The organism is Streptomyces sp. SAT1 (assembly GCF_001654495.1).
Lineage (GTDB): Bacteria > Actinomycetota > Actinomycetes > Streptomycetales > Streptomycetaceae > Streptomyces > Streptomyces andamanensis.
Genome location: NZ_CP015849.1, coordinates 7,153,532 through 7,176,017 on the forward strand (window position 1 = coordinate 7,153,532; position 22,486 = coordinate 7,176,017).

General features: G+C 76.0%; 18 protein-coding genes. 11 read left to right on the forward strand and 7 right to left on the reverse strand.

Features of this window, described 5'->3' with window-relative positions; genetic code table 11:
- Positions 1–42 precede the first annotated feature (42 nt).
- Complete coding sequence (locus A8713_RS30475) at positions 43–2,238, reverse strand: SpoIIE family protein phosphatase (RefSeq protein WP_064536941.1); 2,196 nt, start codon at positions 2,236–2,238, stop codon at positions 43–45.
- Positions 2,239–2,418: 180 nt separating this feature from the next.
- On the opposite strand from A8713_RS30475, the gene A8713_RS30480 reads away from it, so the two are divergent.
- Positions 2,419–2,868: a DUF523 domain-containing protein gene (locus A8713_RS30480; RefSeq protein WP_064536942.1), complete on the forward strand. Its 450-nt coding sequence runs from the start codon at positions 2,419–2,421 to the stop codon at positions 2,866–2,868.
- A gap of 216 nt (positions 2,869–3,084) precedes the next feature.
- Here the strand turns inward: A8713_RS30480 and lanL are convergent, their stop codons facing one another.
- Positions 3,085–5,979: a class IV lanthionine synthetase LanL gene (gene lanL, locus A8713_RS30485; protein ID WP_079159198.1), complete on the reverse strand. Its 2,895-nt coding sequence runs from the start codon at positions 5,977–5,979 to the stop codon at positions 3,085–3,087.
- 234 nt (positions 5,980–6,213) lie between these two features.
- On the opposite strand from lanL, the gene A8713_RS30490 reads away from it, so the two are divergent.
- Together A8713_RS30490 and lpdA are read left to right on the forward strand one after the other, a co-directional pair.
- The gene (locus tag A8713_RS30490; protein WP_064536943.1) at positions 6,214–7,104 is read left to right on the forward strand and encodes a DMT family transporter; all 891 of its coding nucleotides are present in this window, start codon (positions 6,214–6,216) and stop codon (positions 7,102–7,104) included.
- Between the two features lie 111 nt (positions 7,105–7,215).
- Positions 7,216–8,613, forward strand: a complete 1,398-nt coding sequence (gene lpdA, locus A8713_RS30495; RefSeq protein WP_064536944.1) for a dihydrolipoyl dehydrogenase — start codon at positions 7,216–7,218, stop codon at positions 8,611–8,613.
- Positions 8,614–8,674: 61 nt separating this feature from the next.
- Here the strand turns inward: lpdA and gap are convergent, their stop codons facing one another.
- Both gap and A8713_RS30505 read right to left on the reverse strand, forming a co-directional pair.
- A complete protein-coding gene (gene gap, locus A8713_RS30500; RefSeq protein WP_064536945.1) occupies positions 8,675–9,673 on the reverse strand; it encodes a type I glyceraldehyde-3-phosphate dehydrogenase in 999 nt (332 codons plus the stop codon).
- 206 nt (positions 9,674–9,879) lie between these two features.
- Complete coding sequence (locus A8713_RS30505) at positions 9,880–10,836, reverse strand: GlxA family transcriptional regulator (protein ID WP_064537822.1); 957 nt, start codon at positions 10,834–10,836, stop codon at positions 9,880–9,882.
- 220 nt (positions 10,837–11,056) lie between these two features.
- Between A8713_RS30505 and A8713_RS30510 the strand changes: the two genes are divergently transcribed.
- The 3 genes from A8713_RS30510 to A8713_RS30520 all read left to right on the forward strand — a co-directional run bounded on the left by A8713_RS30510 (position 11,057) and on the right by A8713_RS30520 (position 13,710).
- Positions 11,057–11,872 carry an SAM-dependent methyltransferase gene (locus tag A8713_RS30510; protein ID WP_064536946.1) on the forward strand — a complete coding sequence of 272 codons (816 nt, stop codon included), beginning with the start codon at positions 11,057–11,059 and terminating at the stop codon, positions 11,870–11,872.
- A gap of 225 nt (positions 11,873–12,097) precedes the next feature.
- Positions 12,098–12,871, forward strand: coding sequence for a hypothetical protein (locus A8713_RS30515; RefSeq protein ID WP_064536947.1), 774 nt, complete (start codon positions 12,098–12,100; stop codon positions 12,869–12,871).
- Positions 12,872–13,002: 131 nt separating this feature from the next.
- Positions 13,003–13,710 carry a class F sortase gene (locus A8713_RS30520; protein ID WP_064536948.1) on the forward strand — a complete coding sequence of 236 codons (708 nt, stop codon included), beginning with the start codon at positions 13,003–13,005 and terminating at the stop codon, positions 13,708–13,710.
- 63 nt (positions 13,711–13,773) lie between these two features.
- On the opposite strand, the gene A8713_RS30525 is transcribed toward A8713_RS30520, so the two are convergent.
- Positions 13,774–14,472: an endonuclease/exonuclease/phosphatase family protein gene (locus A8713_RS30525; protein ID WP_064537823.1), complete on the reverse strand. Its 699-nt coding sequence runs from the start codon at positions 14,470–14,472 to the stop codon at positions 13,774–13,776.
- 274 nt (positions 14,473–14,746) lie between these two features.
- On the opposite strand from A8713_RS30525, the gene A8713_RS30530 reads away from it, so the two are divergent.
- The 4 genes from A8713_RS30530 (at position 14,747) to A8713_RS30540 (ending at position 19,809) form a co-directional block, all read left to right on the forward strand.
- Complete coding sequence (locus A8713_RS30530; RefSeq protein WP_064536949.1) at positions 14,747–15,721, forward strand: thiopeptide-type bacteriocin biosynthesis protein; 975 nt, start codon at positions 14,747–14,749, stop codon at positions 15,719–15,721.
- 2 nt (positions 15,722–15,723) lie between these two features.
- Positions 15,724–18,387, forward strand: a complete 2,664-nt coding sequence (locus A8713_RS30535; RefSeq protein WP_064536950.1) for a lantibiotic dehydratase — start codon at positions 15,724–15,726, stop codon at positions 18,385–18,387.
- Positions 18,388–18,403: 16 nt separating this feature from the next.
- Complete coding sequence (locus A8713_RS33905) at positions 18,404–18,559, forward strand: hypothetical protein (protein WP_173860935.1); 156 nt, start codon at positions 18,404–18,406, stop codon at positions 18,557–18,559.
- A gap of 62 nt (positions 18,560–18,621) precedes the next feature.
- Positions 18,622–19,809: a lanthionine synthetase LanC family protein gene (locus A8713_RS30540; protein WP_064536951.1), complete on the forward strand. Its 1,188-nt coding sequence runs from the start codon at positions 18,622–18,624 to the stop codon at positions 19,807–19,809.
- Between the two features lie 10 nt (positions 19,810–19,819).
- Here the strand turns inward: A8713_RS30540 and A8713_RS30545 are convergent, their stop codons facing one another.
- Positions 19,820–20,626 (reverse strand): AraC family transcriptional regulator, encoded by an 807-nt coding sequence (locus tag A8713_RS30545; RefSeq protein WP_064536952.1) that lies wholly within the window; start codon positions 20,624–20,626, stop codon positions 19,820–19,822.
- 92 nt (positions 20,627–20,718) lie between these two features.
- Between A8713_RS30545 and A8713_RS30550 the strand changes: the two genes are divergently transcribed.
- The gene (locus A8713_RS30550) at positions 20,719–21,546 is read left to right on the forward strand and encodes a sulfite exporter TauE/SafE family protein (RefSeq protein ID WP_064536953.1); all 828 of its coding nucleotides are present in this window, start codon (positions 20,719–20,721) and stop codon (positions 21,544–21,546) included.
- A 13-nt stretch (positions 21,547–21,559) separates the two neighbouring features.
- Here A8713_RS30550 and A8713_RS30555 read toward each other — a convergent pair whose 3' ends face one another.
- Positions 21,560–22,462, reverse strand: a complete 903-nt coding sequence (locus A8713_RS30555; RefSeq protein WP_064536954.1) for a LysR family transcriptional regulator — start codon at positions 22,460–22,462, stop codon at positions 21,560–21,562.
- Positions 22,463–22,486: the final 24 nt, after the last annotated feature.

Consider the following 22,486-nt stretch of genomic DNA (forward strand, 5'->3'; position numbering starts at 1 on the left):
GCCCGCGCCGCCTCCCGCCGCTCGGGACGGCCGCCGCCCCGGTCACCCCCGCTGCGGCGGCCCGGACGGCACGCCGGTGGCCCTGAGCAGCAGCAGCGTCGTGTCGTCGGCGCCCTGGCGGTGGCCCTGCAACAAGGTCTCGGCGACCTCGTCCAGCGGCGTACCGGGCCGCCCGGCGGCGGCCAGGCGGCCGGCGAGCCCGGACAGCACCCGCTCCGGGTCGGAGCCGGGCACGTCCGTGAGGCCGTCGGTGTACAGGGCGAGCACCGCGCCCTCGGGCAGGCACAGCCGCAGATGCGGATAGGCCGCCGCCGGGTCGATGCCCAGCAGCAGCCCGCCCGGCGCGTCCAGGGCCTCCACCCGCCCGTCCGGATGGCGCAGCAGCGGATGCGGATGCCCGGCGCGCGCCAGGACCAGGCGGTGGCGGCGCGGATCGAGGCGGAGGAACACGGCGCTGGCGAGCAGTTCGGTGTCGAGCGCGGTCAGCAGCCGGTTGGTCAGGCCGAGGACCCGGCGCGGATCGGCGTCGCCCGCCGCGTGCGCCCGGACCGCGGTGCGGATCTGGCCCATGAGCGCGGCGGCCGGGCCGTTGTGCCCCTGGATGTCGCCGATGACGGCGGCGGCCCGGTGGTGGCCGAGGGCGATCAGGTCGTAGAAGTCGCCGCAGACGGTCATGCCCTCGGCCGCCGGCAGATAGCGCACGGCGGTCTCCAGACCATGGATGCGCGGCAGCCGCCGGGGCAGCAGCGCGTCCTGGAGATCGCGGGCCAGGCCGCTGGCGGTGTCGTACCGGCGGGCCCGCGCCAGCGCCCGCGCGATCAGCCCGGCCAGGGCGGTGAGCGTGGCGCGCTCCTCCGGCGCGAACCGGCGCGGCCGGTCGTACGACAGGACGCACGCGCCGACCTCGCTCTCCGGCGTCAGCAGCGGCAGCACCGCCCAGGCGGCGCCGGGAGCGAGCGAGGCGTGCCGCGGATAGAGGCGGGCGATGTCCCGGCGGGTCTCCAGGAAGAGCGGCGTCCCCGTGGCCAGGGCCCGGGTGCCGGGCGTCTCCGCGTCCGCCGCGGGGCGGTCGATACGGTCCAGGGCGCCGGGCGGATACCCGTGCGCGCCGATCACCCGCAGCCGCCCGTCTCCCTCCAGCGCCAGCAGCACCGCGCGGGCGGCGCCGAAGACGGGCAGCATCTCCTCGGCGACCAGCCGCACCACGTCCCGCACCCCGGTGGCGTCGGCCAGCGCCCCCACCAGGTGCAGCACGTGGTACACGCCCGCCAGCCGGTCCGGCGCCCGCGGCCGCAGCCGCTCGAAGGGCTGCGGCGGCCGGGGCTCGGGCGGCCGGGGTTCCGGACCGGCCTCCGTGACCCGCGCCGTGATGCCGGAGGCGTCCGGATACAGCTGGAAGCGCAGCCACCGGTCCGGAGGGCGCAGCACCGTGAACGCGGCCGGCTGCCGGCTCATCGCCGCCGCCCGGTACCACTCCTCGTACACCGGATGGTCCAGCCACGGCAGCGCCCGCCACACCACCCGGCCCACCAGCTCCGCGGCCGGCAGGCCCAGCAGGGCCGCCGCCGCGGGCGTGGCGAGCGTGATCCGGCCGTCGGCGTCCAGCGCGCACACCCCCTCCGGCAGCCGCGCCAGCGCCGACCCCTCCGGCAGCGGGCCCGCCGGATCCGCGGTGCCCGGCAGGACCAGGGGACCGGCCGCCGGCCGCACCGGCGCTCCGGCGGACCCGGCGTGCGCGACGACCCGGGCGAGCGCCGAGGACGCGGCCAGCAGCCGTTCGCGCTCGGCGGCGCTCAGCCGCCGCTGACGCGAACCCGCCCAGTTCACGAACAGCCCGCCGTGCGCCTCCCGGCCCACGAGGAGCGGGCGGCAGGCGAACGCCAGCGGGTACGGCATGATCAGCGCCGTCCGCGGATAGCGCAGGGCCATCTCCTGCGCGCCGTCCACCCACACCAGCTTCCGCTCGCGCACCGCCTCGGCCACCCCGACCGGCGCGTCCAGCCGGATCCGGCGCCAGGGCCCCGCGAACCGCGGCGGCAGACCGGTGTAGACGGCCAGTTCCAGTGCCTCACCGGCCGCGTCCAGCAGATACACCCCGCCGCCGTACGCGCCGAGCCCCGCCACCGCCCCGGTCAGGCACACGCCCAGCTCGTGCAGCACCCGGGGGTCCTCGCCCGAGGCGCGGGAGTGCTCCGGCTCCGTGTCCGGAGCACCGCGTGCAGCGGAGTCATCGCACATAGGCACCACCCTGCGGGCCGCCGCGGACCGCTCGGGTCCGGGCCGCGACCGGTCGCCGGGGACCGGGTGCGCCCGGCTCCCGACTCCCACTATTCCACCAGACATCCGGACGGACGGCCCGGCCTTCGGCCCCGGACACCGCCCGCCCGCGGCGCCCGGCGCGCCCGCTACCCTGACGGCATGGAAGCGATCCTGGTCAGCGCGTGTCTGCGCGGGGTGCCCTGCCGGTTCGACGGACGGCACAAGGCGTCGGCCGCGTTCGCCGAGGCGGTGGCCGGGCGGGAGGTCGTCTCCTTCTGCCCGGAGGTCGCTGGCGGGCTCGCCACCCCGCGCCGCCCGGCGGAGCTGGTGGGCGGCGACGGGCACGACGTGCTCGACGGGACGGCGCGGGTCGTGGACGACACCGGGCAGGACGTCACGGAGCAGTTCGTGGCCGGTGCCCGCCGGGCCCTCGAGGTCGCCCGGCACACCGGCTGCGGCGAGGCGCTGCTGATGCCGCGCAGCCCCTCGTGCGGGCGGGGCACGGTCCACGACGGTTCGTTCACCGGGGAACTGGTGCCCGGGGACGGGGTCACGGCCGCGCTGCTGGAACGCGCCGGGATCACCGTGCGGCCCGCGCCCGGGGTCTGACCCCGCCCGCGCGGACGGCGGCCCGCGCACGGACACGGCGGCGGTGGCCCGCACCCGCGATCGCGGGTGCGGGCCACCGGGCGGTACCGCGGGGTGCGCCGGGTCAGCAGACCGTCGTGAAGGTGGGCACCTGGGCCGCGGCCCGCGGGATACACGGGGTGTCCTCCTCGGCGGCGATCTCCTGGGGCAGGCGCTGCAACTCGTCGAGGTCGTGGGTCATCTGCGATCTCCTCTCGTGAGTGCCCCGGTCTCCCCGGGCGGGGGCGGGGCGTCACACGGTCCGCGCCCTGGCGCGCGCACCGCGGTCGAAGGGGCTGCCCAGGACGGATCCGGCAGCCAGAGGCGCGGCCCGCCGTGCAGTAGCCGCAGCAGGAAGCCGAGGACCCCGCCGAGACCGGTGTGGTGGCCGGTGCTCACCTCGCGCAGGGTGTCGTCGGCCGGGAGGAGCAGTCCGCCGCGCAGCGCCGTACGGCTCAGGACCGCCTCGACGGCGTCGTGCGCGCGCAGGCGGTGCCGGTCCTCGCCCGTGGCGTCCGCCAGGTCGAGCAGCAGTTCCGCGTTGCCCGCGACGCCGTGGCAGGAGGAGGGCGGCAGCAGCCAGCGGTCGGCGTGCACCGCCTCGGCGGCGCCCCGCGCCGCCTCCAGGTACCGGTCCTCGCCGGTGGCCTGCCACAGCCGGAGCAGGAGGACGCCGACACCGGAGGCACCGCTGCACCAGTTGGCCAGGGGCACGGTGTCGTCCGGGCCGGCGGTCCAGCGCAGCGCGCCGCGGTCCTCGACGGCGGCCGCCGTCAGCGCGTCCCCGGCCCGCACCGCCGCCTCCAGGTACCGGTCCTCGCCGGTGGCCCGCGCCGCCTCCAGCAGGAACGTGCCGATGCCCGCCGTGCCGTGCGCGAACCCGTGGTGGACCACGGGCCGGGCGGCCGGGCCGTCCTCGGAGGGCACCGTCCAGCGCGGCCCCGCAGGGCCGTCCGCGGCGGCGGCGAGGATCCCCTCGGCGCAGCGCGCGATCCGCTCCCGGAAGCGCTCGTCCCCCGTGCGCGCCAGGAAGTACGCCTGGGCGAGCCCGGCACCGGCCGTTCCGTGCACCACGTCCGGGACCGGCCCGGTGACCGGGACGCGCAGCGCCGTCTCCCGGGCCGCCGCCACCAGCTCGCCGTCGCCCAGCAGCAGCCCGGCGTCCAGCAGGGCCCAGGCGGTGCCGGAGCGCCCGAAGTGCAGTCCGGGCAGCAGCCGGGGCTCACGCGCCGCGCGCCGCAGCGTCCGGTGGGCCACCGTGCGCACGGCGGCGCGCAGCCGCTCGTCCCCGGGACGGGTCCGGGCGGCGGAGGCCAGCACCCCCAGCAGCCCGGCGGAGCCGTAGTAGACGTTGCAGGGGTCGGTGGTGGCGGCGAACCCCTCGGCGGGCCAGAGCCGTTCGCGATCCTCCGGGCGCAGGGTGTCCAGCAGATGGCGCAGTCCGTCGCGCAGCAGGCGTTCCGCGTCCGCGCCGGGGGTGGCGGCCGGTCCGTGCGGGGCGCGCACGGGCCGGGGACCGGCCGGGTGCGCCGCCGGACCGTCGGTGAGGAAGGCCCGCGCCCGCCGGAGGGACCAGCGGCGCTCCGGCTCCTCGTGCAGCAGCCCGAGGACGAGCGGGGCCAGGCGGCGCGCGGTCGCGCTGTGCCGGGCGACGGCGGCGAGGCGGCCCGCCAGCCGCACCCGCGCGGACCGCACGGGCGGGGCATCGGGCGCCAGCAGGGGCTCCGTGCCCGTCGCCAGCAGGAAGAGCACGGCGCCCAGCGCGTACAGGTCGGCCGCCGGGGCGGGCAGCGCGCGGCGGCCGGGGCGCGGGTCCAGCTGCTCCGGGGCGCCGTAGCCGCGGGTGCCGCCGCCCGGCGCGGGGTGACCGGCGCGCGTCGCCAGCTCCAGGTCGACGAGGCGCAGCGCGCCGTCCGGCGCGACGAAAACGTTGTCAGGGGTCAGATCGCGCAGCACCACGCCGTGCGCGTGGACGCGGGCCAGTACGTCCGTCAGCCGCCGGGCCAGGTCCAGCACCGCCTCCCACGGCGGCGCCGCGCCCCCGCTCCTGGCGCGCAGGTTCCACAGCCGCAGCGGGACGCCCTCCAGGAACTCCTCCACCAGGAACACATGGCCGTCCTCGGGCAGGAAGGCGACCTTGCGCGGGGCCAGGCCGAGCGGCGCGAGCAGGTCGAGCATCTCGCCCTCGTTGCGCAGCAGATCGCGTACGTCCGTGCCGAGCGGGGTCGCGTCGATGTGCGCCCGGCCCTGCTTGACGACGACCTCGGCGCCCGTGAGCCGGTCGGTCGCCCGGAAGACACCGCCCTTGGTGCTGTGCCGCAGCGCCCGCCGCACGACGAACCGGTCGCCGATCACCACGGACGGGGGCCGCGCCGGGCGGGCGGCGGACGCCTGCGGGGGAGCGGCCGTCCGCGCGGACCGGTCGGCGTCCGGCGTCCGGCCGGCCGCGGCGGCCTCCTCGAAGGGGTCGGGGATCCCGGCGGGAGGCGTGTACCAGGGCTCGCGGACGTCGGGCACCCGCCGCCCGGCGGCATCCTCGACGGTCGGCCGGTAGACACCGTTGTCACCGAGGACCGGAGCGGCGCGGAACCCGCCGTACCGGTAGTGCACCAGGCTGCCCGGACGGAAGGGACGGTCCGAGAGGATCCGGGGACCGGGCAGGCGGGCGGTCGCCTCGTGCAGCTCGGCCGCCAGCGCGGCGAGGTCACGCCCGCCGTCCGGATAGACGGTGATGAATTTCCCCGCCGAAGCCCGGTCGTATTGCCGGGAAACCAATTCGCGGACCCGTTCTGCGGAAGCCGCGACCTTGAAAGCGATGTCGAGCGGGATCAGGATTCCGGCGACTTTCCGGAGGATTTCCGCGGCACCGGCCGGTGTGGCCGACACATGGATTTTCCAGCCTTGTCCGGGAAGCTCTCCGCCGACCGGTTCCGCCTGGCACCACAGGTCGTCGCGGGTGATCCGCCACGCGCGGCCGCCGGTGGCGCGCCCCTGCGTGAAAGGCGTGAGAAGGGCGACGGGGTCGAAGGGGGGTGCCGGCCGGTCCGCCCGTGGTGGATGTCCCGAGACCTGGTCCACGATGTCCGACGTCACCCCGCAGCCTCCGAGTCATATGTTTCCCGTAGGTGGAACGCTGCTGCGATCATCGCCGTCCGGAGAAGCGCGGAAACCATATGGTCATGCAAAGAAACGGCAAATCCAAAAAGCGGGAACTGTCTTGTCGCGGAAAAGGCCGATGGTGCCGCAATTGCCCACATTGGTGGGGCGATCGGCGTATCGCCGCGTTGTCGGGATGCCCGTGGCCGCGGATGCGCGAAGGATGCTCCCATGGGACTCGTCCTGCCCGTGCTCTTCGCGCTGCTCGCCGCGGCCGGCAACGCGACCGCCACCGTCCTGCAGCGCCGGGCCGCGCTGACCGTGCCCCGGTCCACCGGACACGGGCCGCGCCTGCTGCTCGGCCTGCTGCACCGGCCCGTCTGGCTCGCCGGGGTGCTCGCCGTCGTCGCCGCCGGGGTGTGCCAGGCCCTCGCGCTGGCGACCGGCCCGCTCTCGCTGGTGCAGCCGCTGTTCGTGCTGGAACTGCCCCTCACCCTGGTCCTCGCCGCGCTCGCGCACCGCCGCCGCCCGTCCGGCGTGCTGCTGCTGAAGCTGACCGTCGTCGTCGCCGGACTCGCGGTGGCGCTGCTGTGCGCCGCCCCGGCGGGCAACCGCACCCATGTGGCCATCGACCGCTGGCTGCCCGTCCTGGCGGCCTGCGCCGCCGCCGTGGCCGTCCTGGCCGCCGCGGGGACCCGCAGACCGCCCGGCGGGCCGCGCGCCGCCTGCCTCGGCGCGGCCACGGCAGTCTGCTTCGCGCTGACGGCCGGTCTGATGAAGACGTCCGTCCACCTCCTCGCGGAGAGCGGCCTCGGCGGATTCCTCACCGCGTGGCAGACCTACGCCTTCGGCGCGTGCGGACTGGCCGCCGTGCTCCTGCTGCAACACGCCCTCCAGGGCGGCCCCCTGGTCGCCTCCCAGCCCGCCCTGACCCTCGGCGACGCCACCGTGAGCTTCCTGCTCGGCGTGCTGGTCTACGAGGAACACGTACGCGCCGGATGGTGGCTGCTGCCCCAACTGCTCGGCGTCGCACTGATCGTGGCCGGGGTGCTCGCCCTCGTCGGCGAGGAGGACCGCGCCCCGGACGAGGCCCTGGTCCCGGACGGGGCGCCGTCCCCCTGACCGCCCCGCGCGCGGCCCCGTCCGGTGCTCCGCGCCCCCTCCGGCCGATGTGGCGCGGGCCTCGCCGGGCGTGAGATCGGGCGGCCCCCGCGGGGTACTAGGCTGACGCGCATGACGCACTTTGATGTCCTCGTCCTCGGCGCAGGCCCCGGTGGATACGTCGCCGCCATCCGCGCAGCCCAGCTCGGCAAGTCAGTGGCGGTCGTCGAAGAGAAGTACTGGGGCGGTGTCTGCCTGAACGTGGGATGCATCCCGTCGAAGGCGCTGCTGCGCAACGCCGAGATCGCCCACATCCTCACGCAGGAGAAGAAGACCTTCGGCATCAGCGGCGACGCCACCATGGACTTCGGCGTCACCCACCGGCGCAGCCGCTCCGTGGCCGAGGCCAGTGCCAAGGGCGTGCACTACCTGATGAAGAAGAACAAGATCACCGAGATCGACGGGTGGGGCACGCTCACCGGTCCCAAGTCGGTGGACGTCAGGAGCGCCGACGGCACGACGGCCTCGTACAGCTGCGACAACCTGATCATCGCCACCGGTGCGCAGGTCAGGATGCTGCCCGGGATGCGCAAGAGCGCCAACGTGGTCACCTACGAGGAGCAGATCCTGGACGAGGAGCTGCCGCGCTCCGTCGTCATCGGCGGCTCCGGCGCGATCGGCGTCGAGTTCGCCTATGTGCTGCGCAACTTCGGCGTCGAGGTGACCATCGTCGAGTTCCTCGACCGCATGGTGCCCACCGAGGACGCCGATGTCTCCAAGGAACTGCTGCGGCACTACCGCAAGCTGGGCGTCGAGGTCCTGCTCTCCACCAAGGTGGACTCGGTGGAGGACACCGGCTCCGGCGTACGGGTGACGGTCAGCCCGGCCGCCGGCGGCGAGTCGCGCGTGCTGGAGGCGGACCGGATGCTCGCCGCGTTCGGCTTCGCGCCGCGCGTGGAGGGCTATGGCCTGGAGGCGGCCGGGGTGCAGCTCACCGAGCGCGGTGCCGTCGCGGTCGACGCCCGCGGACGCACCAATGTGCAGGGCGTCTACGCCATCGGCGACGTGACCGGCAAGCTGATGCTGGCCCACACCGCCGAGGCCATGGGCGTCGTCGCGGCCGAGACCATCGCCGGGGCCGAGACGCAGGAGATCGACTTCGCGATGATCCCGCGGGCGACCTTCTGCCAGCCGCAGATCGCCTCGTTCGGCTACTCGGAGGCGCAGGCCCGCGAGCTGGGCCACGACGTCAAGGTCGCGCAGTTCCCGTTCTCCGCCAACGGCAAGGCCCGCGGCATGGCCGAGGGCGTCGGCTTCGTCAAGATCGTGGCGGACGCCCGGCACAACGAGATCCTGGGCGCCCACATGATCGGTCCCGAAGTGACCGAACTGCTGCCCGCGCTGACGCTCGCCCAGATGTGGGACCTGACCGCCGACGAGGTCGCCCGCAACGTCTTCGCCCACCCGACGCTGTCGGAGGCGATGAAGGAAGCCGTCGAGGGCATCGCCGGACACATGATCAACCTCTGAGCCCCGGCCGGAGCGCCCCCCGCCCCCGGCACCGGGCACACGGCGCCGGGGGCGGACGCGGTCAGCGGCCGGCGAGCAGTTCGAGCGTGTCGATCACCCGGTTGGAGAAGCCCCACTCGTTGTCGTACCAGGCGACCACCTTGACATGGCGGCCGTCGACCCGGGTGAGGGCCGAGTCGAAGATCGAGGAGGCGGGGTTGCCGGTGATGTCCGAGGAGACGAGCGGGTCCTGCGAGTACTCCAGGACACCGGCGAGCGGCCCCTCGGCGGCGGCGCGGTAGGCGGCCAGCACGTCGTCGCGGGTCACCTCGCGGGCGACGGTCGTGTTCAGCTCGACGATCGAGCCCACCGGGACCGGCACGCGGATCGAGTCGCCCGACAGCTTGCCCTCGAGGTTCGGCAGCACCAGCCCGATCGCCTTCGCGGCGCCCGTCGTGGTCGGCACGATGTTGACGCCCGCGGCACGGGCGCGGCGGGCGTCGCGGTGCGGGCCGTCCTGGAGGTTCTGCTCCTGCGTGTAGGCGTGCACCGTCGTCATGAATCCGTGCTCGACACCGGCGAGTTCGTCCAGCACCGCGGCGAGCGGCGCGAGCGCGTTGGTCGTGCAGGACGCGTTCGAGACGATGGTGTGCCGCTCGGGGTCGTACGCGTCGGTGTTGACCCCGTAGGCGAGGGTGACGTCGGCGCCGTCCGAGGGCGCGCCGACGAGCACCTTGCGGGCACCGGCGTCCAGATGGGCGCGGGCGGCCGCGGCCGAGGTGAACCGGCCGGTCGCCTCCAGCACCAGATCGACGCCCAGCGCGGCCCACGGCAGCCGCGCCGGTTCACGCTCGGCGGTCACCGTGATGCGGCGGCCGTCGACGACCAGGGCGTCCCCGTCCACGGTCACCGGGCGGCCCAGCCGCCCGGCCGTCGTGTCGAAGGCGAGCAGCCGCGCGAGCGTGGCGGGCTCCGTGAGGTCGTTGACGGCGACGACCTCCAGGGGGCTGTCGCGTTCGAGCAGCGCGCGCAGCACATTGCGTCCGATGCGGCCGAATCCGTTGATGGCGATGCGAGTCATGAGTGGCGCCCTTTCGTCCTTCCCGTTCCCCGTCCGCCACCAGGTTCGTCGGCGGCGCCCCGCCGGGACAGCGGCGCGAGCGCCATGGTCCGCAAGGATCGTGCCAGCGGCCGGTGGCGGCGGCACCGGCGGGGACCGCACGGGCCGGGCCGCGCCGCAGGGGCCGCGCCGTGCGGCGGGCGCGGGGGAGCGGGAGGGGCGCGGGCTCACTCGCCCCGGGTGAAGGTGCGCCGGTACTCGCTGGGTGTGGTGCCCAGGACCCGCTGGAAGTGCAGGCGCAGATTCGCGCCGGTGCCCAGGCCGACGGCGGCGGCGATCTGCTCGACGCCCAGCTCCGAACGCTCCAGCAGCTCCCGTGCCATGTCGACGCGGGCCCGTACGATCCACTGCATCGGGGTGTACCCGGTGTCCTCGGCGAACCGCCGCGAGAACGTGCGCGGCGAGACCGCCGCGTGCCGGGCCAGCGCCTCCAGCGTCAGCGGCTCGCCCAGCCGGTGCAGCGCCCACTCGCGGGTGGCGGCGAACCGCTCGCCCAGCGGCTCGGGCACGCTGCGCGGCACGTACTGCGCCTGGCCGCCGCTGCGGTAGGGGGCCGCCACCAGCCGTCGCGCCGCGTGGTTGGACGCGGCCACCCCGAGGTCGCCGCGCAGCATGTGCAGGCACAGGTCGATGCCGGAGGCGGCGCCCGCCGAGGTCAGGACGCTGCCCTCGTCGACGAACAGCACGTTCTCGTCGACCCGCACCAGCGGATGCCGGGCGGCGAGCGCCCGCGTGTAGTGCCAGTGCGTCGTGGCCCGTCTGCCGTCGAGCAGTCCCGTGGCGGCCAGCGCGAAGGCGCCCGTGGAGATGGCCGCGAGCCGCGCGCCCCGCCGGTGGGCGGCGACCAGGGCGTCCACCACCGGTCCGGGCGGGTCGTCGCGGTCCGGGAACCGGTAGCCGGGGACGAACACGACGTCGGCCCACGCGAGCGCGTCCAGACCGTGGGCGACGTGGTACGACAGGCCGTCGCCTCCGGTCACGAGCCCGGGAGCCGCGCCGCACACACGTACCTCGTACGGCATGCTGGCGCGGGTGGTGAACACCTGCGCGGGGATGCCGACGTCGAGCGGCTTGGCACCGTCGAGCACGAGGACGGCGACACGGCGCAGGTGGGAGGCGGACACAGGCCACAGCGTACGGGGCACCGCGGCGCGTGCCGCCCCGGGCGCCGTCGGGCGGGTGTGCACACCCCGCCGGGGGCCGCGAGCGCGCTCCGGTACGGCCCGGCCGGGCGCGGGGCGGACACGTGTCGCCGGTGAACTGGTGTGCCCGCCGGGGCGGTTGACGCGTACCTTGGGCAGCGCACGCGCCACACGCGAGACCGCACACGGACGGACGGTATCCATGACCCACCCCGCGAACACTTCCGGATCCGCGGCACACCCCAGGATCGACACCTCCGTGCCGCACTCGGCGCGGATCTGGAACTACTGGCTGGGCGGCAAGGACAACTACCCCGTCGACGAGGAGGCCGGCGACGCCTACACGGCCGTCTTCCCCGGCATCGTCACCATCGCCCGCAGCAGCCGCGCCTTCCTGCGGCGCACCATCACCCATCTGGTCGCCGAGGCGGGCATCCGGCAGTTCCTCGACGTCGGGACCGGCCTGCCGACGGCCGACAACACCCACGAGGTCGCCCAGCGCATCGCCCCCGAGACACGGATCGTCTACGTCGACAACGACCCGATGATCCTGGCGCACGCCCGCGCCCTGCTGTACTCCACGCCCGAGGGCGCGACCGCCTACGTCGACGCCGATGTGCTGGACACGGACCGGATCCTCGCCCAGGCGGCCCGGACGCTGGACCTCACCCGGCCCACGGCCCTGATCCTGAGCAACATCCTGGGACACGTCCCCGACCACGGGCAGGCACGCGGGATCGTCACCCGTCTGACGGACGCGCTCCCCTCCGGCAGCTACTTGTCCGTCAACGACGGTTCGCTGGGCGTCGATCCGGTCTTCGAGCGGGCGCAGCAGGCCTACAACGACAGCGGCGCCGCCCCGTACGTGCTGCGCACCGTCGAGGCGATCACGGCCTACTTCGACGGGCTGGACCTGCTGGAGCCCGGGGTGGTCCCCGTCCCGCTGTGGCGGCCGGAGCCCGCGGACGCGGCCCCGGAGCCCATCGCCGAGCACGGCGGTCTCGCGCGCAAGCCGTGACCCGCCCGGGGGACACGGCGGAGCCCCGGCGGATGACCGGGGCTCACCTGCGCGCACGGAGTGCGGGATTCCCCCGCGTGGACGCGCCGAAGGTCCGTCAGGTAGTCCGAATGCGGCGCTCCGATGGTGCGGACCGCGCATCCCGCTGACAGTGATCACGTCGCACCTGCGATCCCGAAGAGCGGGCGTGGTGCCTGTTCTCGCAGTCGCGACGGAAGGATCACCATGCGTATCTCCCGTACTCTGTTCGTCTCGGCGGCGATCGCGTCCGCCGTCGCGTTCTCGGCCCCCGCCGCCGGCGCCCTGGGCATCACCGCCCTCGCGCCCGCGCAGGCCACCATCGTCCACGGCGACGACTCGGACGACCACGGCAGCGACCGCGGTTCCAAGGGCGACGACGACCACGGCAGCGACCGCGGCGGTGACCGCGGCGGTGACCGTGGTGGCGACCGCGGTGGCGACCGTGGTGGCAAGCCGCACGGTGGTGTGCACGCCGGTGGCGGTGCGCTGGCGATGGCCACCACCGGTGACGACTCGGACGACCACGGCAGCGACCGCGGTTCCAAGGGCGACGACGACCACGGCAGCGACCGCGGCGGTGACCGCGGTGGCGACCGTGGCGGTGACCGCGGTGGCGACCGTGGTGGCAAGCCGCACGGTGGTGTGCACGCCGGTGGCGGTGCGCTGGCGATGGCCACCACCGGTGACGACTCGGACGACCACGGCAGCGACCGCGGTTCCAAGGGCGACGACGACCACGGCAGCGACCGCGGCGGTGACCGGGGCGGCGACCGCGGCGGTGACCGCGGCGGTGACCGCGGCGGCGACCGCGGCGGCGACCGTGGTGACAAGCCGCACGGCGGTGTGCACGCCGGTGGCGGCGGCCTGGCCCAGGACACCAACACCATGGGGCTGGGAGCCGCGCTCGTGCTCGGCGGTGTCGGCGCGGGTGCCTACATGCTGCGGCGCCGCAAGGCGTCGGGCACGACCGTGGCCTGAACAGATCCCTGTTCTCCGTCGGTGCGCCGCCGCGGCCCGTGTCCCTCCCCGTGAGGAACGCGCGGGCCGCGGCGGCGGCGCCACCCGCGCCACGCGGGACCCGCACCACCTCTTGACGAAAGGCACCGTCCATGGCTATCCAGCGTCCGCCCCAGCCGGACCGGTCCGGGACAGGGACCGCACCACGCCGTGCCCGGCTGCGCCTGCTGTGGCCCGTGGCAGCGGTCGGGTTCGGACTGGTGCTCATCCACCAGTCCCTGGGTGCCGCCCCGGTGACCAGCCTGCGGCAGCCGGACAGGCCCGCGGCGATCGCCTCCCGGGCGCCCTCGGCCGCACAGCCGGAACCGTCCACCGGGACCGACGACGGAGCACTGCCCCGCTCGGCCCCGACCCGGATCTCCATCCCGGAGATCTCCGTGGACGCGCCGTTCACCAAGCTGTCCCTCGACGCGAGCGGCCAACTGGCGCCGCCCCCCGCCGATGACACCAACCTCGTCGGCTGGTACCAGGGCGGAGCCGCGCCCGGTGAGCGCGGCGCGTCGATCGTGGTCGGCCACGTCGACACCACCACCGGCCCCGCGGTCTTCGTCGGCCTCGACGCCCTCAAGGCCGGCGACCATGTCGACATCACCCGCGAGGACGGCATCGTCGCCCGGTTCGCCGTCGACGCGGTGGACACCTTCAGCAAGGCGAACTTCCCCGACGACGAGGTGTACGCCGACACCCCGACGCCCGAACTGCGGCTGATCACCTGCGGCGGCACCTTCAACCGCACCAGCAAGGACTACGAGTCCAACGTGGTCGTCTTCGCCCACCTCGAATCCAGCTCGCAGTCCTGAGCGGCGCCTCGCGGGCGGCCGTTCCCGCGAGGCGGCCCCTGAGCGGCGTCCGGCCCGTGCCGCTCAGGGGCGCGGGCGCCGTACGAGCAGACCGGCGACGACCGGCCGGTGGTCCGAGGCCGTGGTGACCGCCTCGCGGACCCCGGCCACCGCGACCTTGGGGGAGACGGCCACGACATCGATCCGCCGGTCGGGAGCGCCCGCCGGACAGGTCTTGCCGCCCTGCGGGGCGGCGTCGGCCAGCGGCCCCCACAGCCGGGCCAGTTCGGGCGCGCCGGGCTCCGCGTTGAAGTCCCCGACCAGCACCTTCGGGCCCACGTCCGCGGCCGGCACGGTGTGGTTCCCGGCGCTCACCAGCGGCAGGCGGCTGAGCACCGCGACACCGAACCGCCGCCGCGCCGCGTGCCCCGGGCCGGCGGGCAGGTCGTAGAGGGGCGCGAAGAACACCCGCATGCGCAGCCGCCGGGCCAGTTCGCGCGCCTCGTCGGTGTACGCGCTGCGCTCACCCCGGCGCACGTCGACCTCCTGAAGGCCGATCACATCGGCGTGCAGCGCGCCGATCGCCCGCGCGGTGCGGTCGAGGTCGAGGACGCCGTCCTCGCCCGCACCGGCGTGGATGTCGTAGGTGGCCACCCGCAACGGCACCGGCGGGGCGCCCTGCGGCGCCCCGGTGGGCGGCGCCCCGGTCTGCGGGCGCGCCGCGGCGGCGCCGGGGGAGGCCGCCGCGAGCGTGGCCGCGGCGGTGAGCGCCAGGGCGGCCAGAACGCCGCGGACGGTCGGTCGGGCGGTGCCTGTCCCACGAGTCGCACGGTCCTCCGGGTCAGAGGGCGGTGCTACGGACGAGCCCCGGGATCCGGCCGGTGCGCCTGGGCGGGCGGCGCCGGTGGGCCCCCGGCGCACCCGACTGTAATGCGTGGGGCTGAACGTACGCTCGCGCACTTCTGTTGATGATATGAAGAAGCCCGATCAGGCTTTGTCGTCCGCGCGGTCCGGACATCACAAGGGTGGATTTCCGTCCCTTGCGAGGTGAGACCGCATGGTGCAGGTCGAACGACTGCTGGCCGACTGCCTGGACGACGCGCGCACCGCTCCGATGGGCACCGTCCCGCTGGACCCCGAGGACGCCGGCTACACCGCGGCCCGCCGGACCTTCCTCACCGCGGGACTGCACGCCCTGCGCGCCCACGCGCCCGAGGCGGGCTGGGTCCAGCTCAACGTCCGGGCCGAGCCGGCCGGCTGGCCCCGCCTGTACCGGCGCCTCTCCCGGACCGCCGGCGACCTGCTCGGCACCGGACCCGCCCGCGACTTCTTCTTCATGCACAAGCCGCCCGGACTGCGCGTCAGGTTCCACGCCTCGCACCCCTCCCGGGCCGGGGAACTGCGCACCGCCCTCACCCGCCGCCTGGACCCGGCGAACGCGGACGCGCCCTGGACCCGGCCGGTCGCCGAGGTGTACGAACCGGAGACGTACCTCTTCGGCGGCCCCCGCTCCATGCCCCATGTGCACGCCCTGTTCACCGCCGACTCGCTGGCCTGGCTGGACGCCCACACCGCCGCCGCCGGCGGTCCCGCGCCCGCGGACTGGCGGATCTCCCTGACGTTGCTGGGCGCCGTCTTCGAGGGCCTCGGCATCGTCGGCTGGGAGCACCGCGGCATCTGGCAGGTGGTCAGGGAGGAGACCGGGCGCCGCCTGCCCGGCGGGCTCGACGAGCCGGACCGCCGCCGCGCCGCCGAGGGCATCCGCGCGTACTGGGAGCAGGACCCCGGATCCCGCCTCGCCGCCCTGCCGGAGGACTGGCGGGACCTGCTCGGCCCGCACACCGAGGAGGTGCGCCGGGCCGCCGAGCGCTGGCGCACCCACTACTTCGCCTCCGGCGCGGCCACCGTCGGCCCCCGCCGCGCCGCCGCCCACCACGTCATCTTCCACTGGAACCGCGGCCGGCTCTCCACCGCGCGGCAGTGCCTGCTCACGGAGGCGCTCGCCACCGACGGCCACGACGGGACGGACTGACCATGGGCAGGCCGACGGCGCGGATCCCCGCGCCGACCGACACCTCCGGGCAGGCGCTCGGGAACACCGCGCTGCTGCGCGTCGCCGGAATGCCCTGCGACGCCTGGACCGCGGGCGCCGCCCCCCACCTGTTCGACGCCGTGCTGCGGCACACCGACACCGCCGAACGGCTCGCCGAGCGGGGCCGCGTGCTGGCCGACCGGCTGGGCGAGGAGGCCGTGCCCCACCCCGCGCTGCGGGCCGCCGAACGCGGCGCCGTCCTCGCCCTGCGGCGGCGGCTGCACTCCGGCCTCCCGCCGCGCCCCGCGGACCACCTGCTGCTGCGCGACTCGGCCGCCGTCCCCGCCCCGCTCACCGAAGCGGTCCACGACCTGCTGCGCCGCACCGAGGCGGCCGAGGAGACCCTGGCCGGACTGCGGCAGGCGATCGCGGACGAACAGGAGCGCCTCGCCGTCCGGGCCTGGCGGACCGCGAGCGACAGCCCGTTCCTGCGGGCCTTCCTCGACAGCGCCGCGCCGGGACTCGCCGACGACGTACGGCGCCGGCTCGCCGCGGGCGAGGCCTGGTCGAGCAGGCGGCTGCGCAAACGCGCGGCCTACCTGTGGCGGGCCATGGGCCGGGCCGCGGCGAAGACCACACCGCGCGGCTGGGCCGGCCAGATCGCCGCGCTCCCGGTCACCGCGGGCGACGGCGGCGGCCCGCTGCTGCTGCCCGCCGGGGCCGCGCTCGGCGCCCTGGCCGCCGTGGCCGTGGAGAACGTCCACCTGGTCCGCACCCGCCCCGCGCCCACCGAACTGCGCACCGCGCCCGCCACGCTGCTGCTGACCCCCGCCCCCCTGCACTTCACCGAACCGCCCGCCGCCGCTCCAGGCGGCGCCCCCGGCCAGGTCCGCTGCTACGTCGTCGACCCCCGCGAACCGGGACGGCTGCGGCAGATCGTGCTGCGCCGCACCCGTGCCCTGGAAGGCGTCCTCGCCGTCCTCGCCGACGGACCCCGCCCCCTCGGCGACCTCGAAGCCGCCCTGGCGACCACCGCCGCCCCGCCCGGCGGACCGCCGATGGCCTCCACCGAGGTGCTGCGCGGCTTCCTCCAGCACCTGCTCGCCCTCGGCGTCCTCCAGATCTGCCGGGCACCCCGCCGCCACTGCGCCGACTGGATCCCGGCCGCCGCCGTCACCACCGGAGCACCCCTGCCCCGTACCCCCGCGGACACCCCGGGCGCCCCGGACACCGGCCACTGGTTCCTCGACTCCTACCGCAGACCGCACCCGCGCACCCGCGTCCCCGGAGCCGCGGCCGCGCGCGTGCGCGACGGCCTGCGGATCGCGGCCCGCATCGCCGCCCTGTGCGCCGCCGACAGCCCCCCGGACCCGCCCGCCCAGCGCCCCGAGTTCGCCGGACTCACCGAACAGCCCCGTCCGGTCGGCGAGTTCCTCGCCGAACGGCTGCCCGCCGAACACCCGCGGCCCGCGCCGCGCCACCCCACCGGCTGGGCCCCCGCCCACGACCCCGCCGGCCCCTACGCCCGCCTCCTCGGCCGCCTGGACGCCGCCGCCCGCTCCGGCGCCGACCGCGTCTCGGTGGACGACGCCCTCCTCGACGAACTGGGCGCCCCCGCGGCCGAGTCCGCACTGCCCTGCTGGCCGGTCGACTGCCTGCTGCGCCCCCTCGCCCCCCACGAGGGACGCGGACCGGTCGCCGTGCTGGAGACCGCCTCGGCCGCCGGAGTGCTCGACGCCCGGTTCGCCGACGGCCTGCGCGCCCTCCACGGCGGCTACGGCAACAGCGACGCCTACCGCGACTTCCTGGCCGCCGTGGAGCGCCGCACCGGCGTCCGCTTCGTCGACCTGCTCGTGCCCCCGCTCAACGAGCGCTCCGCCAACGCCGTACGCCGCCCCGTCACCACCCGCTGGTGGACCGGCGACCCGGACCCCACCCCCTACTACGGGCCGCTCACCCGGCACGCCCGGTACCTCCCGCTGGACCGCATCAGTCTGCGCCGCGAGGGCCGGCGGATCGTCGCCGAGGCGGACGGCCGGCGCATCGTCCCCGTCTACCACGCCACCCGCTCGCCCGCCCCGCCCTACGACACCCTCGTGCGGCTGCTGCTCGCCGCGAGCCATCCCGCCGCCTCCTATCTGCTGCGCCTGGACACCCTGGACGCGGCGCTGCCCGACCGGCCCGTACTGCCGCGGCTGACCGCCGGGGACGACCTCGTGCTCGCCCCGGCCACCTGGCGCGTCGACCGCGCGCGCCTGTGGCAGCCGGGCGACGACCCGCTCACCAAGGTCCGCACCCTCGCGCTGCTGCGGCGCACCGCCGGCCTGCCCCGGCACGCGTTCGTCCGCACCGCGCCCGGCGCGAAGCCCGTGCCCGTGGACCTCGCCTCGCTGACCGCGCTGCATCTCCTGGAGCGGCTGTGCGCCCAACAGGCGGGCGCCTTCCTGCTGGTGGAGGAGATGCTCCCGGCCCCCGACGGCCTGCTGCTGCGCGACCCGGTGCACGGCGGCGCGGCCGTCGCCGCCCAGGTGCTGCTGCGGCTGCCGCACGACCTGAGCGCCGGCCGGCTCGCCGAGTCCGCCGCCCGCACACTCGCCGGCCACGACCGGCACGACGTCCCCGGCCCGCCCGCCAGGCGGTCCGCCGGGGCGGCCATCACCCGATGAGAGAAGGGAAAGTCCCATGCCCCACACCGAACTCACCGAACTCGACGCCCTCATCAGCGACCTCGACGAGCGGATCAGCGACAGCGACCTGCCGTCGGCCGCCGCCTCGACCGTCGGCTGCAGCGGCCTGTGCACGATCATCGTCTGTGCCACGGTCGTCATCTGTGCCTGACCGCACCCAGGAGCCGCCCGCCGAGGCGGGCGGCTCCGCCCAGCACACCCGGAAGGAGCCCGATGGCGTCCGAGACCCTCCCGCCGGTCACCGTCCGCGAGCAGGTGCGGGCCCACGCCGTCCGCTGTCTCGAGGAGTGGACCGCGGCGCCCGGCGGCACCGGGCACCCCTGCGACCCCGGGATCCCCGTACTGGCGGGGCTCGTCGCGGAGGACCCCCGCGACGGCGACACCGCCCGTGCCGCGGTGGCCGTCTGGGCACGCACCGCCGGACGGGGCCCGGCCCACCCCGCCCTGCACGACGGCGGCCTCGCCGGCACCCTCGTCGGACTGCGTCTGGGCGCCCGCCTCCACCCGGCCCTCGACCAGGTCGCCGACCGGCTCGCCGCGCATCTGGGCACCCGGCCGCCCGAGTACCGCACCCACGACGTCGCCTTCCCCGACTACGACCTGATCTCCGGCCCCGCCGGAACACTCCTCGCGCTGTGCGCGGGCCGGCCGCGGCCCGACGCGCTGCGCCCGCTCGCCGCCCACCTCGCGCTCCTGTGCGACGAGAACGAACTGCCCCGGCTGCGCGCCGGACAGTACGAGGGGCATCCCCATCTCGCCTGGACGCAGGGCCGGATCAACACCGGCATGGGGCACGGCGTCGCCGGTGTGGTCACGGCGCTCACCGCCGCCGTGCGCCGTCTCGCCCCGGACCCGGCGCTCACCGCCGCGCTCACCCGGGCCGCCGCCTGGCTCGTCCGCCAAGCCCACGACGACGAACGCGGCATCCGCACCTGGCCGGAGGCCGGGCCCGACCCGTCGCCCACGCCCGCCGCCCGGCCCCGGCAGGCGTGGTGCTACGGCACACCGGGCGCGGCCTGGGCCCTGTGGGACGCCGGCGACGCCCTGGACGACCCGGTGACCGCCGACTGGGCCCTGGCCGCCTTCCGCACACTCGCCGACCACTACGACGAGGACTTCCACCTCTTCGGCGGCACGCCCGCCGACCGCCTCGGCCTGTGCCACGGCGCCGCGGGCGTGCTGTGCGTCGCCGACGCCCTGTACCGGCACGCCGGGCTGCCCGCCGCCGGGGCGCTCGCGGAACGCCTCGTCCACCATCTGGCCGCCCGGCTGCCCGGCGTACCCCACGACGCGTGGCCGGCCGACCTGCTGGGCGGCCTGCCCGGCGTGCTGAGCGCCCTGCTCACCGCCACCGGCCCGGCCTCCTCCCGCGCCTGGCTGCCCTGCCTGGGCCTGCGCTGACCGCCCCGCGTCAGGCGTGCGGTCCGTCCGGCCGGGGCAGCGTGCCGCGGGGCGGCCGGGCCAGGTAGGCGGAGGGGGCGCGGCCCAGCAGCCCCCGGAAGGCCGCCGTGAACGCCGCGGGGTTCTCGTACCCGAGCGAGACCGCGACCCGTGTCACCGGGGTGCCCGCGGCCAGCGCGTGCACCGAGCGCAGGACGCACGCCCGCTGCCGCCACTGCGCGAAGCTCAGCCCGGTGCCGCGCCGGAAGAGCCGGCCCAGGGTGCGTTCGCTGATGTTCAGGGCCGCCGCCCAGCGGGCGGGCGGATCATGGATGTCCGGGGCCCGCAGGAACGCCTCGCACAGCCGCCGCAACCCGGGATCGGTGGGCAGCGGCACATCGAGGGGGAGCGGGGTCACCGTCCGCAGCTCGTGCAGGATCAGTTCGACGACGGCCGCGTCCCGGCCGTGCGCCGGATAGCGCGGCTCCATGTCGACGGCCGCGAGGAGCAGCGCCCGCAGCAGTGCGGACACCTCCACCACCCGGCAGCGGTCCGGGAACCACGGCGCGGCCGCGGGCTCGATGTACAGACTGCGGGTGCTGACCCCCGTCATCGTGACCTGGTGGCGCACCCGCGGCGGGACGAGGACCGCGCGGGCCGTGGGCACCGTCCAGGCGCCGTCGTCCGTCTCGACGTCCATCACCCCGGTGGCCGCGTACAGCACCTGGGCACGCCGGTGCTCGTGCCGGGGCAGCAGATGCCCGTAGGGGTAGTCGGTGCCGATGGCGAGCACCGCGCGGTCCAGGGCGTCCACCTCGTCGACGGGTACGTTGCGCACCCGGCCACCCTACGCCGGGCTGTCGGCTGCGCGTAAGGATGTGGCGAACAGTCGATTGCCCGCCATGCCCGCCGCTCCGTAGCGTCGGCACGGTGTTCACCCTGTCTCTCTCGGCTCCCTCGTTCCTCGTCCTTCTCCTGTTCGGCTGTCTGACCGGTGTCACCACGGTGCTCTTCGGGTTCGGCGGCGGCTTCGTCACGGTCCCCGTCGTCCAAGGGGTCCTGAGCGCGACCGCGCGGGGCGGCTCCGCCGACGCCATGCACGTGGCGATCGCCACCTCGACGGCCGTCATGGTCGTCAACGCCGTCTCCGCGACCGCGGCCCAGCACCGGGCCGGGCGGATCCGCCGGGAGTACGTGTGGCCGCTGGCCGCCTACGTCCTGCTCGGCGCCGTGCTCGGCTCCCTGGTGGCGACCCGGCTCGGCGACACCCTCCTGCATGTGCTGTTCGCCGTGTACCTGCTGGTCACCATCGCGGACAGCGTGCTGCGCAAGGGATTCCTCGCGGCCGGCGGCGACGGCGGGCCGCGCCCCCTGGGGCGGTTCACGACGACGCTCGGCGGGGTCGGCATCGGCACGGTCGCCGCGAGCCTCGGCGTCGGCGGCAGCGTCATGACGGTCCCGCTGCTGCGCCGCCGCGGACTGCCCATGGCCACCGCCACCGCGCTCGCCAACCCGCTCAGCGTCCCGGTCGCCCTCGCGGGCACCCTCGTCTACGCGCTGGCGCCCGCGGCCCCCGCGCACACCGGCCGCGTGGGCTACGTCGACCTCGTCGCGTGCGTCGCGCTGCTGTGCGGTTCGCTGCCCACCATCGCGGTGGCCAGGCGGCTCGGCGCCCGCGTCCCCGACCGGATCCACTCCGTCGCCTATGTCGCGCTGCTCGTCCTCGTGCTGGCCGTGACGGTGGCGGGCGGGCTGTGACGGTGCCGGAGCCTCACGCGCCGGAGGGTTCGCGGTGCGCGAGACAGCAGCGTACGAAGTCCCGCACCACCGGGTCCGCGTCGGCCGCCGGGGACCAGGCGACCCCGACCCGGGTCGGACTCACCCCGTCGACCGGCCGGTAGACCACGCCGGGCCGGGCGTAGAAGCGCGCCGCCGACGCCGGGGCGAGGGCGACGCCGTACCCGTTGGCGATGGCGCTCAGCCAGTCGTCGGGCTGGTCGGTGACCGCGCCGATGCGCACCGGACGGCCCGCGCGCTCGTCCGACGCCAGCCACAGCTCCCGCCACGCGCCGGTGGAGGCGGGCGCGGCGACGAACGGCTCGTCCCACAGCTCCGCGAAGGCGATCCGCTCGCGCCCGGCCAGCGGATGCGCGGCGGGCAGCGCCACCCAGCGGGGCTCGGTCAGCAACTCCCGTGTGCGGAAGGCGTCCTGGCCGGGGAACGGCAGCCGCAGCAGCGCGGCGTCCACCTCGGCCTGGGCGAGACCCGCGGTCGGGTCGGACCAGGACGCCTGGCGCATCTCGACCCGCCAGCCCGGCCTGCGGCGGCCGAGGTCGGCGATGATGGCGGGCGTGGCCTCGTTGGCGGCGCTGGCCAGGAATCCGACGCGCAGCACCCGCCGCGCCCGGTCCGCGGTGCTCTTCGTCTGCCGCAGCGCCCGGTCCCAGGCCGCCAGCACGGCCGGTGCCTCCCGGGCCAGCTCCCGCCCCGGCGCGGTCAGGGTCATCCCCTCCCGGGAGCGCTCGAAGAGCGTGGTGCGCAGGACGGTCTCCAACTGCTTGATCTGCTTGGTGAGGGCGGGCTGCGACACGAACAGCCGCTGGGCGGCCCGGGTGAGCGTCCCTTCCTCGGCCACCGTCACGAACGTCCGCAGCAGCCGGGTGTCGATGTCCATGCCCATACGTTATAGACGCAGGTA